Raw genomic sequence first — 15546 nt, forward strand, 5'->3', positions numbered from 1 at the left:
GCATTCTTTTAGCAGAATTATAGATATCACTATTCATCAGTTTTTGAATACAACCATGCCAGAACGGATTCTGGCATTGCCTATATTTTGGATTAATTGGCTTCTGCTTCAGCAATCTCAAAAACCTGACGTAAATACGCTAAAAAGGTGTCGTTATCCGTCATGGTTTTACCTGGACTGTCCGAGATTTTCGCAACTGACTGGCCATTACACTCGACCAATTTAAGCACAATATTTAATGGTGTTTGTCCCATGTCATTGGTCAAATTGGTACCAATTCCAAAACTGACTTGGAAACGGTCTTTGAAATAGTTGTGCAGGTCCCACGCTTTCTCTAAATTCAGTCCATCACTAAACGTTAGCATTTTGGTTTTACTGTCAATTTTCAGCTTTTTATAGTGAGCATAGGCTTTATCGCCCCATTCATAAGGGTCGCCACTGTCATGACGCAAACCATCGAACAGTTTGGCAAAATACAAATCAAAATCACGTAGGAATGCGTCCATCCCCACCACATCCGTCAAGGCAATACCTAAATCACCGCGGTACTCTTGTACCCACGTTTCCAGTGCTGATTTTTGGAAATTACGTAAACGTACATCCAGCGCTTGGAATGCTTGTAGGAATTCATGCGCCATGGTGCCAATCGGGGTTAGGCCCAATTGCTTCGCAATTAAGACATTACTGGTGCCACGGAAAATATGCGGTGCAGCTTGATTAAACTCTTCAATCACATGTTTTTGCCAAGCCAGACTATAGCGGCGACGCGTACCAAAGTCAGAAACTAAAAATGGGGGATCATTTGGCGTTTGCGATGTTTCATAGTGTTTTAATAAAGCCACTTTGGCCTGTAATCGACGTTCACCTTCAGCCATCACCTCTTCGCTTCGAATACGGCGGAAATACAACTCATTGACGATGGCAAGCACAAAGATTTCAAACATCATGGCTTGAACCATCGGCCCTTCAATTCGAATGTCTAAACGGCCTTGGTGATCAATACTGGCCACAATAAAACGGCGTTTGAGCTGAAACAATTCTAAATAATCGACAAAATCACTTTTGATAAAGCGCAAACCACGCAGGTATTGCAGCTCATCGTCTTGAAAACGTAATTGGCAGAGCAAATCTAATTGGTGATTTAAATCATCGAGAATGTCGACCAAAGGATAGACCGTGTCATCCAAATTGCGACAACGGAACTGGTACACACTATGCGCTTGGGGAAACTTATGCAGGACCACCTGTAGCATCGTAAATTTGTACAGATCAGTATCTAATAAGGATTGGATGATGGCAGACATATCATTTTCGGTTTTTAGCAACTTATTGCATTAAAGCACATTTTTTTAAACTGCATAGCCATGTTTTGGTAATTCGGTCTTGCTATTCGACCAATTACTCGATAGATCCTTGTTTCTCTTGATTCAGAATCCAACTGTTGCTGTCTTTGCTGTTATCGCTCTTAGCTTATGCTCTTTTCCTTAAACCTTGCAATGAATATCAACGTAATTGCCTTGTTTTTTCAATCGATATCTCTCCTGTGCGGCACTTGGTTTGCTACAATTTCAGTCTGCACAATCAAATGGTAGATAGAATCAGTCATGCGGGCCTTATTACAACGCGTTCTCGAAGCCAAAGTGGTGGTCGATGGTGAAACCACAGGCGAAATTCAACACGGTATCTTGGTTTTCTTAGGTCTTGGGAAAGAAGACACTTTAGACAAAGGCAAAAAACTGATCGATAAAATTTTAAAGTATCGTTTTTTTGACGACGAACAAGGCAAAATGGGCTGGAATGTCAGCCAAGCTGGTGGTGGAATTCTTCTGGTTTCTCAATTTACCTTGATGGCGCACACCCAGAAAGGCTTACGTCCTGACTTTGGACCAGCCATGCCACCGAATGATGCCGAGGCCTTATACGAACAACTGGTTGAATATACCAAGACCCAGTTTGAACATGTGCAAACCGGTATTTTTGCTGCCGACATGAAAGTACATTTGGTCAATGATGGGCCCGTAACTTTCAATTTAGAAGTCGAATAAAAACATCACGCATAAAAAAGCCCTCGATGGAGCAATGCTGTTCACTTAAGCAATTGAAGCGTGGCGGAGTTTGTTAGAGAATCCGATGTCGGGTTTGGCATTGGATTTTTTATGGTGTTTCAGCAGGATCTTCTCGACCTCAACAGTCTGTTTAACTTCTCGGATCTGAATACATTTACTCATAATATCCCCATTGAGTGGGTTGAATCTGCACTTAAATTGAGCAGTTCGGCTACTATCCGCAGGCGACGCTTGCCCGCAGATCAGGTTCTCTGGCTGGTTCTCGGAATGGCGATTTTTCGTGATGAGCCTGTCCATGAAGTGGCAAGAAGACTAAATATTTGCGCTCAAGGACTGGCCTCTCTTGACCTGTTGGCACGCAGCGGGGTAACTGAAGCACGTAAGCGTTTGGGTGCAGATCCTGTGGAGTGGCTGTTTCGCCAGACAGGTCAGCACTGGGGACATGAGCGTTACCCAGATGATCAATGGCAGGGGCTTCAGGTCTTTGCTGTCGACGGTGCACTCTTGCGAACCCAAGATACAAATGATCTTCGTGAGCATTTTGGCTCAGGGAATACTTCCACGCAGCGCCAGACGCCATTTCCGATGCTACGGCTCGTCGCACTGATGAATGTGCGCTCGCATATATTAGTCGATGCGCAGATCAGTCCCTATCGCCGGGGGGAGATTCCTCTGGCGTCGAAGTTTCTCAGCCAGATTCCCGATCATTCGATCACCTTGTTTGACAAGGGTTTTTGGAGTGCGGACTTATTGCTTTCACTCTCGATGCAGGGTCAAGGTCGTCACTGGTTGATTCCGGAACGCAAAAATCTGAAAAGTGAGGTGATCGAGACGTATGCAGAAGATGACGTGCGGGTACGGATGAAAGTATCACCCCAAGCAAGAAAGAACAACCCGATGCTCCCCGAATACTGGGAAGTCAGGCAAGTCAGTTATGCTGTGGATAAGGGACGAATAAAGACGGTTCTGACCTCGCTGCCGGCCGATCAGTATCCTGCAAAGGATATCGCTAGACTCTATCAAGAACGCTGGGAAATCGAATTAGGTTTTCGGGATATCAAAAGCTCGATGCAGCATAATGCCATCACGCTTCGCAGCAAGACAGTAGAGCTGGTTTATCAAGAGCTGTGGGGTCTATTGCTGACCTACAATATTATCCGGCGAGAAGCGGCATTTGCAGCGGTAGCCTTTGGGCGTTCACCTTCGGATATCCGTTTCAAGCCTGTATGCCAGTACATAGCCGTTCAGCTGATCGTGATGGCGAATGCCAACCCATTATCAAGAACTGGCAGGCGGCTATCGGAGCTGAGATCAGGGATAGGTAGCCTGTTTCTGGAAAGGCGTTCGAGGGCAACAACACCCCGAACGGTTAAGATGTCAAAAACCCGTTATCCAGTAGATCGAAATGCTGCTCCTCTTAAGTGAACAGCATTGCCTCGATGGAGGGCTTTTTCGATTTCATCGCGCTTAATCTCCTTTTTATAAAGGAGCAGAAATCGAGACGTTTAAAAAATCTTTTTATTTACCTGTTTTTTCTTTCAAAAACGCGCGAGCGGCTTTAATTTTTGCTTTCACAGGCTTTGGTAGCTTGGGTGGAACCAATTTTGCAACTTGGTTAAACCAAACCAAGAGACCAAAATCACCTTCCATTTTAATGCTACCGTTTTGCATGCCCGTCATAAATGCGGTTGGGTCACCTTTGATTAAAGTTTTCACACCTTGCTCACTGTCCGCAAACTGTAAAATAAAATCGGCTTTTTCAGCATCACCTGAAACGGTATCAATCTGACCATTGTTCACAATAATTTGGCGCGCCATACCCAGATCCGTACCAATTTGAATACGGAACTGACGTTCATGAACTAATTCAATAAATTTTGGACTGGTACGCGCCAGCTGTTTCATACGAAGTGCCAAACCAGTAACCATTAAATCCAGCGGATCCGTGCTGACATCAACCAATGGAAGTTTAACCACAGGAATTGAAGATAGTTTCATGACATGAAAGCCTATTGTAATTGTTGATAAATTGACTGTTTTCAATGCTACCACAAGTTGCCATTTTTACCGCTAGGCTTTGTATAACAATCATGTAAGAACGTAAAAAAGATGCTCTAGGCATCTTCTTTTACGGTATGAGGTTATGACTTAGCGGCTAGAACACTGCTGTTGGTCATCTTCATATACAGGTGTATGTTCAATACAACGGCGCTGCGCCAGTGCACGTTCTGCGCGACGGTCTTCACGTAGAAGCAACATCGTCACAATAAGCATCGCTGAAGTTAAAGCAGTTAAGTAGCTATAAGTGATCGGCATTTCAAACACTGCTTGCACACCTAGGCGAATGACTTCCAAGATTCCCCAAAACACCATACCCGCCACCATAAAACTCAACCAGCGACGATAAGGCGAAAAGAAAACAGCAATTAACGCAGCGGCGACTAAACTTAAGCCAACGATGGTTGCTAAATTCGCTGTTACCATAAAAACCTCCGTCTAAGATAAATTCAGGCGACTGATACACTGTGCTGAACTCATCCCCGATACCGTTTAAAATTAATGGATTGTGTAGCTTTCAAACTCTATGCATGCATTATGAGCAGTTTTGAAAAGAAAAAAAGGCTTGTATTTTTAGAATGCGACATACCTTGTCGCCATATTATATTGTCATTACATTTTTTTAGATTTGAACTTTTCCAAAACAAAGACGCGCTGAGTCTTGGCGTGTCATTACAAAATAAAACCCGTATTTTCAGCGCTTAAAAATATTTTTTCCAATTCTGTTGATCGTTGTTTTTATCGACATTTTTCACTGACCGCTCATCGTTTTTCGCTTAAATTTGCAACAAAAAAACGCAGCTCAAAGGCTGCGTTTTTGATAACACCGAAATGCTTTAAGCACGATTTAAATCTTTATCGTGCACACCCAATAAATACAACACCCCATCTAAGCCGACACTTGAAATGGCTTGATTGGCGTTTTGTCTCACCAGCGGTTTCGCACGGAAAGCTACACCTAAGCCAGCAATCGACAGCATCGGTAAATCATTTGCACCATCGCCCACCGCAATCGCTTGCTCAAGAGAAATGCCCATCTTATCGGCTAACTCACGTAATAATAATGCCTTACGTTCACCATCCACGATGTGTCCTTTAACTTCGCCCGTCACCAACCCATTTTCAACGTCTAAGACATTGGCATGAACTTCATCAATACCAAGTTTGGCTTGTAGATACTCTGCAAAGTACTGAAAACCACCCGACAAGATAGCCGTGCGGTAGCCTAATGCTTTTAAAGTTGAAATTAAGCGTTCAGCACCTTCTGTAACGGTCAGACGTTCTGCAATTTTAGGTAGGACAGAGGCATCCATCCCTTTGAGCAGTGCGACACGTGCACGGAAGCTTTGCTGGAAATCCAGCTCACCCTGCATTGCACGTTCTGTGATTTCAGCGACTTGTGCACCGACACCTGCTTCAATCGCCAACTCATCAATCACTTCTTGCTCGATTAAGGTCGAGTCCATGTCAAAACACACCAAACGGCGGTTACGACGGTAAGCATTGTCTTCTTGTACCGCCACATCGACATTCAGTTCATGCGACAAACGTAAACAGGCTGCACGCATGGCTGCGGCATCCAGCATTTGACCACTTAAACCGAATTGAACACAGGCGCGTTTCGGCCCATCGACTTCGCCATTTAAGACGGGACGACCTGACAAACGGGTCACAGTTTCGATGTTGAAACCTTGGTTAGACACAATATTTGTAACTGCTTGTAAGTGAGACGCCTCAAGCTCTGGCGCCAAAGCCGTGACGATATAACGCGTCCGCCCACCTTCACTCACCCACTGGTCATATTCAGTTGTAGTGATTGGTTTAAAACGTACAGTTAAACCAATATCATGTGCTAAAATTAGAATTTCCTTCATCGCCAAAGCCGTTGCGGTTTGGTCATCTGAAGAAACAACTATACCCAAGGTCAGTTGGTTATGAATAACTGCTTGTCCAACATCTAAAATTTGTAGTGAATGAGTGGACAATACCTGCATTAATCGAGTGAACTGATTAGGCTGGTCTGGTCCTAAAAATGAAATAAGAATGATTTCTCGCATGAATTGACTCGGGTCTGAGCTACGACTATTGTTAGAATCATAATCGAAATTGAATATATTTTCTTTGGAAGTTTACGTTGAATGCGCCTAGACAAGGGCTATTTGCTAGCCTATTAATTGTAAGTTTTGCTTTACATACCTTTTTATTGGTATTGGCAACGACTCATCAACTGAATGAAAACCGTGCCAACCAAGGCCAACTGATGACCTCTCAATTGGTCACAGACAGTCTTGCAGAGCTGGAGCCTGCCAACACGGTTTCTCTTGCGCTTTTGGTGGATCGCTATGCGACCAACCCAAGCGTAGCTTCCATTCGCATTTTGGATGCCAACAATCAAGTCTTGGCCACAGGTGGCCAAGTTCGAACACGTGATGGTGAAGTATTTGTCCGTGATGCGCTGCAAAATGAAAAGAAAGTGGGTAGCATTGAAATCACGCTCATTAAACCAAGTATGGGTGAGATTTTACGTACTCAGTGGTTAGCGATTTTATTGTCCTTAGCGATTCATGGTTTACTGTGGTTGGCTTATCGCGCCATTGCGCGCCCAAGCCGTACCGAATATTTGGCACGGATCAATAACGAATCCCGCTTAAAACACGAAATTCAAGTTTTAACCCAAACGCTTGAACAGGAAAAACACCATACGGCGGTCGCGATTGCCCAAGCACAACAACAAATCAAAACCAGTGCGAAGCCTAAAGAACAGAAACCCGTGATCGTGGATAATCATTCGGTTGCGTTCAATATTCAATTTTATGATCCGAAACAGTTGATGGACTCGGTGAATACAACCGTGTCTATTCCATACTTTAATTTGTGTCAGATTTTCCTCAATAAAAGCACAGAACTGTGTTTAAAACACTATAAACTCAACAGCTCGGACATCACTACAGTTCAATCCTTTAATGAGCATGGTGCCACCCTCAGCATGTCGACAGACACACCCAATGCAGTGCCATGTTTAATGATGATCAGCAGTGTGTTCCAACTGCTATCTGAGGTTTTGTATAAACGCTACCGCGAAGAAAAGCGCTTTGTTTTACAAACGCGTTGTGGCATTTCAACCGCAGTCGATGCAATGCAGCTGTCTGCAAATCAAGCTGCTGAGCGTTTGGTCCAACAGTTATCGGCCAAAGAAAGTGCGGTACATTTAAGTAACGAATTATTGAAAGACATTTCTGAAAGTTACCAATTGGTGAATTTACCTAATCCAACCAATGTCTTGACCCGTCATGCCTTTATGGTCAATGGCATGGGTGCTGAGTCTGCAGAGTTGGCGCAAAGCTTAAGAACGGAAATTTTAAAAGCAAAACAATCTAAAGCCTCTTAATTAGGTCCAACCATAAAAAAGCCTGACGCATGTCAGGCTTTTTTATGACAACTGTTAAATTTTAAGTTGCTTCTGCGCAATCAAATGTTGCTGCGCACTATACCTTTGCTCTGGATCGGTACAGGCCACTTTAAGCCAATGACCATCGGCTTGTAGCTCCCAAGCATTCAAACAATCATTTAAGTAACTGATTAATCCGTCTTTATAAATCTGCTTTTTCAAAACGCGATCTAATATTGGAAAGCAGGTTTCAACACGCGAAAATAAATTACGTCCCATCCAGTCTGCGCTGGCACAGTACAGCTTTTTCTCACCGCCATGCTCAAAACAATACACGCGGGTATGTTCCAGAAAACGGCCCACAATCGAACGCACCCGGATATTCTCAGACATGCCTTGGACCTGTGGAATCAAACAGCAGATCGAACGGATAATCAGATCGACCTGTACCCCTGCTTGTGACGCACGATACAGTGCGGCAATTAACTGAGGTTCCGTTAAAGCATTGACTTTAATGATGATATGCGCCTTTTGACCGGCTTGTGCAAACTGAATTTCTTGCTCAATCAGTTTTAACAGTTCACTGTGTAACGTAAAAGGCGCATGTAACAACGCCTTCAACTTGGCCATTTTGCCCATTCCCGTCAGTTCTTGGAACATACGGTGTACATCTTCACAAATATCAGGCTGTGTGGTCATCAACCCATAATCGGTATACATACGCGCATTGCCCGCATGATAATTGCCTGTGCCCAGATGGGCATAACGGATCAACTGAGCATTTTCACGGCGTACGATCAAAATCATTTTGGCATGGGTTTTATAACCGACAATGCCATACACCACCACCGCGCCCGCTTCTTGCAAAATATTGGCCACGGTAATATTCGACTCTTCATCGAAACGCGCCCGTAACTCAATCACTGCCGTGACTTCCTTGCCATTTCGTGCCGCCTCTGCCAAGACCTGTACAATTTCTGAGTCAGGCCCACTGCGGTAAAGGGTTTGTTTAATTGCCAGCACATTTGGGTCTTTCGCTGCTTCTTTTAATAAACCAATCACAGGCTGAAAAGAATCAAAAGGATGATGCAATAACACATCCTGTTCTTTTAAGGTATCAAAGGTACTTTTTTGTTTACGCAAAACTTTGGGAATGACTGGGATAAAAACTGGATGCTTTAATTCAGGTCGGTCACAACTGGTACTGAGACGTGAAAGATTGATCGGCCCATCAATGCGATAAAGCTCCTGCTCAGTTAAATCAAATTCCTTGAGCAAATAATCAATCACTGCTTCGGGGCAGTCATCTTCGATTTCTAAACGCACCGCGCGACCAAAACGGCGTGAAGACAGCTCATCTTTGAGTGCAACCGCCAAATCATCGACATCTTCCGACAAAATCAGATCGGCATTACGCGTCACACGAAAAGCATAACAGCCCGTGGCTTTCATCCCCGGAAACAGATCGCTGATGTGCTGCTGAATCATTGCGGTTAAAAAAATCTGCGTGTCGATATTGCCTGCGACGTTTTTCGGCATCTGAATTAAACGCGGTAATGAGCGCGGCGCTGGGACAATCGCCATCTCAATGCTTCGTCCAAAAGCATCTTTACCTTGTAAACTCACAATGAAATTCAGGCTTTTATTCACGAGGCGAGGAAAAGGATGTGACGGATCTAGACTGATTGGGGTCAAAACGGGTTGGATTTCTCTGGCGAAATATTCTGCAATCCACGCTTTATGTTTTTCTAAAATATCTTGGAACTGGATGAACTGAATGCCTTGCGCTTGTAACTCAGGCAAAATCGAATGATTTAAAACTTCAAACTGTTTTTTGACGGCACAATGAATGGATTCGGACAGGCCTTCTAATATCACTTCAGTAGGAACAGCATCAGGGGTTCGTGCTATCACATTCATATCACGTTGTTTCATCAAGCCTGCAATACGAATTTCAAAAAACTCATCTAAATTACGTGAAAAAATAATTAAAAAAGTTAAGCGCTCCAGCACAGGCAAACTCGGGTCTAATGCTTGTGCTAAAACCCGCTGATGAAACTCAAATAACGATAGCTCTCGGTTAAAATACGTCGCCGATGAATGCTGAAAATTATCCATACCCTCTCAATGCTGTTTGCAACAGTCTGTTATGAAGTGTTTGGCAGGGATGTTAGGTAGTCTTTATGACAGTTTAGTTACAAGCTCATGCCAAATAGAAAATTCATCCTGACTTTATGCTTAAAGCTGCAACAGCGTACAGTATTCAAACCGACATATGTTCCTTTTTACTTTTTTCCTTGGCTGTAGCGTCTGCTTTCGCGGCCCAATAGCTGGTTAATATTGGCCCTGAAATGTTATGCCACAAACTAAAGATTGCACTGGGTACAGCCGTAATTGGCGAAGCGGCAAAATGTACAGCTGCCAAAGCCACACCTAGTCCTGAGTTTTGCATACCGACCTCAATAGAGACCGCTTTACAGTCAGCATGTGGCAAGTGAAACATCCGTGCTGCTGCAAAGCCAAGTAAATAACCAATCGCGTTATGTAGCGCCACCACAGCTAAAATCAATAAGCCTGATTCTAAAATTTGTGCTTTTGAGCCGCCAATAATCGCCGCCACAATCAGCACAATCGCCACTACAGAAATTAAGGGCATCACCGAAATATAACTTTCGACTTTCTGTTTCAGCACGGCACGTACCACCAGCCCTAAAATAATTGGGAACAGAACCACCTGTAAAATTGAACTCAGCATCGACCATGCATTAATTTCAATCCATTGGCTGGCCAACAAATAGAAAATCGCGGGAGTCAACACAGGCGCCAATAAGGTCGATACCGTGGTACATGCGACAGACAAAGCCGTATTGCCTTTCGCCATATAAGTAATCACATTGGATGCCGTGCCACCTGGACAGCAACCCACCAAAATCACCCCGATCGCAATTTCAGTCGGCAAGCGAAACAATAAACACAACAGATAAGCCACACTTGGCATCACCACAAACTGAGCCGCTACCCCAATTGCAACCGCTTTAGGACTTTGCATCACCCCTTTAAAATCATCTACTGTCATGGTCATGCCCATACCAAACATAATCAGCCCTAACATCCACGTGATATAAGCCTTCATCCAGACAAAAGTTTCAGGGCTTAGGAGCGCAATGCCTGCAAATAACACCACCCACAGGGCAAAGGTTTTTTGAATCCAAGCGGTAAATTTTAAAAAAGTGCCCATGACCCTTCCCTACTGCATGTTTTTATAATGTCGATATTAGTGATTGAGGTGAGCCGATTGGTTCAGCGCATCAGTTCACGGCATATTGTTGCACAATATCTTTGCAATACAGACGTTTCACACCATGGGCCAGCATCTCTTGCCATGCATGTTGTAAAGAACCATGTAAATCAATGCCTTTGGTGGCATCGGCAATCACATAGGTTTGAAAACCAAGTTTACAGGCATCCATTGCTGTCCATGCCACACAAAAGTCAGTTGCAATCCCAACAATAAACACAGTATCAATCCCACGCTCTCTTAAATAGCCTGCGAGTCCCGTCTGGGTCTTATGATCGGCTTCTAAAAAAGCAGAATAACTATCAATGTGAGTATGACATCCTTTACGAATGATCAACTGCGCTTTGGCAAGATCGAGATCGGGATGCAATTCCGCATCCTGTGTGCCTTGTACACAGTGACGTGGCCAGAGCACTTGTGTGCCGTAGTCCAATTCAATGGTTTGAAAGGCCTGTTGATCGGGATGGTTGTCTGCAAAAGAAACGTGATTTTCAGGATGCCAATCTTGAGTGAGTACAATAGTGTCAAAATAATCGCCAAGCTGATTAATTTTAGGAATAATTTGATCTGATCCTGCTACCGCTAAATTTCCACCAGGCGTAAAACCATTTTGTACATCCACCACAATCAATGCCATATTCTTCTGCATTCTTCTCTGTCCTTTTTGTTCTGCGCTCGAAGGCCAAGCTTAGCTTAATTTATAAAACAGTATTCATCCTCGCGGGTCAAAACTAAATGACTACAACCTTGAGTGCAATGGGTATTGCGGCAAATTGAAGCAAAAATAGACTATAAAAAAGATGCTGGGTATTGATCTATAACGTTAAAAGGACGATGTCCTCGCTGTTTAGAGAAATCGTGTAAGTGTTAAAAGTGCTTCAATCCTGACCTTGTATCCTCATATTCAATTTGATTGGGTTCTAAGTCTCGATTGAGGTAACGATGCCTGTTTGTTTAAATACATCACTCCATGGTCATAGGTTATGCAAAACGCCCTTTTCAGACGCAAAATAAGATGCTTTTCTTTGTCTACCATTTGAACAAGCTGTATTTTTGTAGCGAAAGATAAAGTTTTTATACACTTTGACTAAAGCATATTGTTCTTCATGTTGTGTTCGTTCATAATTTGCATAAGCATTATTCAATGCATCAGCGCTTTGAAAATGCTATAAATTAAAATACGCACCCATCCAATCTTATGTTTTTCTGGCCTAACTGGATGGACAAATAGGATATTTTTTTAAAATGACTCAGCAAGCACAGACCATCCAAGGCTCAATTGTCGCAATCGTCACCCCTATGTTTGAAGATGGCAGCGTAGATTGGAAGGGTCTAGAGAAGCTCGTTGAGTGGCACATCGCACAAGGCACAAATAGCATTGTTGCTGTCGGTACAACGGGTGAAGCGTCTACTCTAAGCATGAAAGAGCATACACAAGTGATTAAAGAAATCATTCGTGTCGCAAACAAACGCATCCCTATTATTGCGGGTACTGGCGCGAATTCAACGCGTGAAGCCATCGAGTTGACTAAAGAAGCCAAAGAACTCGGTGCAGATGCTGCTCTTCTGGTTACCCCTTATTATAATAAACCGACCCAAGAAGGCCTATATCAGCACTATAAAGCTATTGCTGAAGCTGTTGATCTTCCTCAAATTCTGTATAACGTACCTGGTCGTACAGGTGTCGATATGGCGAATGAAACGGTCATTCGTTTGGCCGATATTCCACAAATTGTGGGCATCAAAGATGCCACAGGTGATGTCCCTCGTGGTCAAGCACTGATCAAAGGCCTTGCTGGCAAAGCGATGACCGTCTATTCAGGCGATGATGCAACGGCTTATCAACTGATTCTGTCGGGAGCAAAAGGCAATATTTCTGTGACTGCAAACGTTGCACCCAAAGAAATGAGCAATGTTTGTGCGGCAGCACTGGCAGGCGAAGCTGAAAAAGCTGAAAACCTAAATACCCAAGTTGCAAATTTACACGAAATTCTATTTTGCGAATCGAACCCAATTCCTGTGAAATGGGCTCTTCATGAAATGGAGTTAATCGAAACGGGTATTCGTTTACCATTAACACCACTTGCAGAACAATATCGCACACCGCTCCGTGAAGCACTCACAACGGCGGGTGTCATTAAATAAAGAGCACATCAATATGCAATTACGTTTAGGTCTTACTCTCGCACTTTCAGTTGTCAGTTTAGCGGGTTGTAGTTCCCTTGCAGTCAATAACGGTAGTTTGGACTATAAAGAGACAGCAACCTTAGAACCTCTTAAGTACCCTGAAGGCTCTATGGTTCGACCTGCAACGCCGTTGTATCCAGCTCCAACGGTTGAAGCGCTCGCTCTTGAACATGCACCTGTACTTGAAAACAAACGCGGAAACCGTTTTGCAATGCCGCGCCCTCAAGCTGCTCAAGTCATGTCGAATGCAGAATCAACGGAAACAGTTGATACAGCTGTGAGCCGCCCTCAATTGATTATTGACGGAAATAAGAATCCACTGCTCAAAATTGAGGGAAATTCTGCTACAATTTGGCAATATACGCTTGCCACCCTCAGCAGCCTCAACCATCAAATCGTTGGTCAAAGCAAAAATGGTTATGAAGCAACCATTAAAATCGATCAACAGGTCTATGTGTTAAGACTAACCGCGGTCGGCAGCAGCAACAACCTCGCTGTGTTCAATGCCGATAACAGTTTTGCAGCGCCTGAAAAAGCCACAGAATTGTTAACCCAGATTTACCAAAATTGGCCAGCCTAGTCGTACTAGGCATTTTTTTTTGAAAAAGGTTCCCTCATGTTAAAACAAACCTTGCTCTATACTGGTAAAGCGAAATCTGTCTATGAAACAGACAGTGCAGACCACCTGATTTTAGTCTTTCGTGATGATGCTTCGGCATTCAATGGTGAAAAGATCGAACAACTAGATCGTAAAGGTAAGGTGAACAACCGTTTTAACGCCTTTATCATGGATAAATTGGCTGCGGCTGGCATTGAGACTCACTTTGAAAAACTTCTTTCTCCAACAGAAGTTCTAGTGAAAAAACTCAGCATGATCCCTGTTGAATGTGTAATTCGTAATTATGCAGCAGGTTCTTTATGCCGTCGCTTAGGTGTAGAAGAAGGCAAGGAATTAACACCGCCGACTTTTGAATTATTCTTCAAAGATGATGCGCTTGGTGACCCAATGGTCAATGAGTCTCAAGCGATTGCTTTAGGTTGGGCAACTGCTGAGCAACTTGAGCAAATGAAAGTCCTCACTTACCAAGTGAACGAAGTTCTTAAAAACTTATTTGACCAAGGTGGCATGCTACTTGTGGACTTCAAACTTGAGTTTGGCGTATTCCACGACCGTATTGTTCTTGGTGATGAGTTCTCTCCAGACGGTTGTCGTCTATGGGACAAAGAAACCAAGAAAAAACTCGACAAAGACCGTTTCCGTCAAGGTTTAGGTGGTGTGGTTGAAGCTTATGAAGAAGTTGCTGCACGTTTAGGTATCGACCTTTCTGATATCTAATCAGTTACAGATTCAAGAAAACCGAGCTTAAACGCTCGGTTTTTTTATAGGTGACTCAGCGCCAATAATAGCTAGCCAGAACATAAAATTGCTGCGAATAAAACAATATTCCTGTACGCCATAGCGCACAAGACTTCCGGTATATTTCAACTATGTATTGAATTTGTTTTTTAATATGATAAAAACATATGAACAGGACGTTCTCAGATAAAAATTATTCCAGCCGAAAAAATACCCTTATTTCCTCATCTCTCATGGCGACAAGATCCATCGATCCCCTAAGAGCAGAAAACTGGTATAGATGTTGCTTTTATTCAAAAGTACTCAGTAGGGTAAGTTCTATCTTCGTCTTATTTCTTAGATTTGATTTTTTACGGATGGCTATATTTAAAATGAAAAACTGGCAAAAAAATTACTACTTTCCACTACATTTGTAGCCGTAGCACTGAGCAGTACTGTCCAAGCAAAAGAATGGAAAACTATTCGTTTTGGCACAGAATCTGCGTATGCACCTTTTGAATATAAAACACCAGACAATAAGTTGGTCGGTTTTGACATCGACTTAGGTAATGCCATTTGTGCCAAATTAAAAGCCAAATGCGTGTGGGTAGAAAAATCCTTTGATGGGATGATTCCTGCACTCAAAGCGAAAAAATTCGATGGTATTCTGTCTTCAATGACGGTCACTACGGATCGCGCAAAACAAATCGCGTTTAGTAATAAAATTTACAACACCCCTACCCGCATGGTTGCAAAGAAAGGCTCTCCTTTACTCCCTACACCTGCTTCTTTGAAAGGAAAACGTGTGGGTGTACAACAAGGTACGATTCAAGAAGGTTATGCAAAAGCCTATTGGGCGCCTAAAGGTGTGAATGTAGTTCCTTATCCAAACCAAGATGTGCTTTACCAAGACATGGTTTCGGGACGTCTAGATGCAACATTACAAGATGCGATTATGGTCGATGCAGGGTTCCTGAAATCGGCGAAAGGTAAAGGCTTTGCTTTTGCAGGCAATAATGTGGTCGATGCCAAAACACTCGGTGTAGGCGCTGCAATCGGCTTACGTAAAGAAGATGCCGATCTTAAAAAGAATATTGATAAAGCGTTAGCTGAAATTATTGCCGACGGCACCTATAAGAAACTCGAGAAAAAATACTTCTCCTTCAGCATTTATTAATTTATAGAGTGTCGGTTCAACACCGACACTTTTTAT

Annotated in this window: 14 protein-coding genes; 7 read left to right on the forward strand and 7 right to left on the reverse strand. The window is 43.2% G+C overall.

Features of this window, described 5'->3' with window-relative positions; all coding sequences use genetic code 11:
- Positions 1–92: 92 nt before the first annotated feature.
- Positions 93–1304, reverse strand: a complete 1212-nt coding sequence (gene pncB / locus AC4CUX_RS06485) for a nicotinate phosphoribosyltransferase (protein WP_201952936.1) — start codon at positions 1302–1304, stop codon at positions 93–95.
- 300 nt (positions 1305–1604) lie between these two features.
- Between pncB and dtd the strand changes: the two genes are divergently transcribed.
- Positions 1605–2045: a D-aminoacyl-tRNA deacylase gene (dtd, locus tag AC4CUX_RS06490; protein WP_126034778.1), complete on the forward strand. Its 441-nt coding sequence runs from the start codon at positions 1605–1607 to the stop codon at positions 2043–2045.
- A 111-nt stretch (positions 2046–2156) separates the two neighbouring features.
- A complete protein-coding gene (locus tag AC4CUX_RS06495; RefSeq protein WP_201953753.1) occupies positions 2157–3491 on the forward strand; it encodes an IS4 family transposase in 1335 nt (444 codons plus the stop codon).
- A 93-nt stretch (positions 3492–3584) separates the two neighbouring features.
- Here the strand turns inward: AC4CUX_RS06495 and AC4CUX_RS06500 are convergent, their stop codons facing one another.
- From AC4CUX_RS06500 to serB, 3 genes are all read right to left on the reverse strand, one after another.
- A complete protein-coding gene (locus AC4CUX_RS06500) occupies positions 3585–4064 on the reverse strand; it encodes an SCP2 sterol-binding domain-containing protein (RefSeq protein WP_004691804.1) in 480 nt (159 codons plus the stop codon).
- Between the two features lie 150 nt (positions 4065–4214).
- Positions 4215–4550: a ciprofloxacin tolerance protein AciT gene (gene aciT, locus AC4CUX_RS06505; RefSeq protein ID WP_004691806.1), complete on the reverse strand. Its 336-nt coding sequence runs from the start codon at positions 4548–4550 to the stop codon at positions 4215–4217.
- 410 nt (positions 4551–4960) lie between these two features.
- Positions 4961–6181 carry a phosphoserine phosphatase SerB gene (gene serB / locus AC4CUX_RS06510; protein WP_178904865.1) on the reverse strand — a complete coding sequence of 407 codons (1221 nt, stop codon included), beginning with the start codon at positions 6179–6181 and terminating at the stop codon, positions 4961–4963.
- Between the two features lie 77 nt (positions 6182–6258).
- On the opposite strand from serB, the gene AC4CUX_RS06515 reads away from it, so the two are divergent.
- Complete coding sequence (locus AC4CUX_RS06515; RefSeq protein ID WP_125273772.1) at positions 6259–7512, forward strand: hypothetical protein; 1254 nt, start codon at positions 6259–6261, stop codon at positions 7510–7512.
- Positions 7513–7566: 54 nt separating this feature from the next.
- Here the strand turns inward: AC4CUX_RS06515 and ppk1 are convergent, their stop codons facing one another.
- From ppk1 to pncA, 3 genes are all read right to left on the reverse strand, one after another.
- A complete protein-coding gene (ppk1, locus tag AC4CUX_RS06520) occupies positions 7567–9630 on the reverse strand; it encodes a polyphosphate kinase 1 (RefSeq protein WP_201952940.1) in 2064 nt (687 codons plus the stop codon).
- Between the two features lie 145 nt (positions 9631–9775).
- Positions 9776–10750: a bile acid:sodium symporter family protein gene (locus AC4CUX_RS06525; protein ID WP_490792243.1), complete on the reverse strand. Its 975-nt coding sequence runs from the start codon at positions 10748–10750 to the stop codon at positions 9776–9778.
- A 70-nt stretch (positions 10751–10820) separates the two neighbouring features.
- The gene (gene pncA / locus AC4CUX_RS06530) at positions 10821–11459 is read right to left on the reverse strand and encodes a bifunctional nicotinamidase/pyrazinamidase (protein WP_183173443.1); all 639 of its coding nucleotides are present in this window, start codon (positions 11457–11459) and stop codon (positions 10821–10823) included.
- Positions 11460–12055: 596 nt separating this feature from the next.
- Here pncA and dapA point away from each other — a divergent pair.
- The 4 genes from dapA to AC4CUX_RS06550 all read left to right on the forward strand — a co-directional run bounded on the left by dapA (position 12056) and on the right by AC4CUX_RS06550 (position 15510).
- The gene (dapA, locus tag AC4CUX_RS06535) at positions 12056–12955 is read left to right on the forward strand and encodes a 4-hydroxy-tetrahydrodipicolinate synthase (protein ID WP_125273776.1); all 900 of its coding nucleotides are present in this window, start codon (positions 12056–12058) and stop codon (positions 12953–12955) included.
- Positions 12956–12968: 13 nt separating this feature from the next.
- Positions 12969–13577, forward strand: a complete 609-nt coding sequence (locus AC4CUX_RS06540) for a hypothetical protein (protein WP_005401459.1) — start codon at positions 12969–12971, stop codon at positions 13575–13577.
- Between the two features lie 36 nt (positions 13578–13613).
- Entirely contained in the window at positions 13614–14333 is a 720-nt protein-coding gene (purC, locus tag AC4CUX_RS06545) for a phosphoribosylaminoimidazolesuccinocarboxamide synthase (protein WP_004691818.1), read from the forward strand.
- A gap of 400 nt (positions 14334–14733) precedes the next feature.
- A complete protein-coding gene (locus tag AC4CUX_RS06550; protein WP_279693504.1) occupies positions 14734–15510 on the forward strand; it encodes an ABC transporter substrate-binding protein in 777 nt (258 codons plus the stop codon).
- The last annotated feature ends 36 nt before the right edge of the window (positions 15511–15546 follow it).

The organism is Acinetobacter sp. 231_lipA (assembly GCF_058243005.1).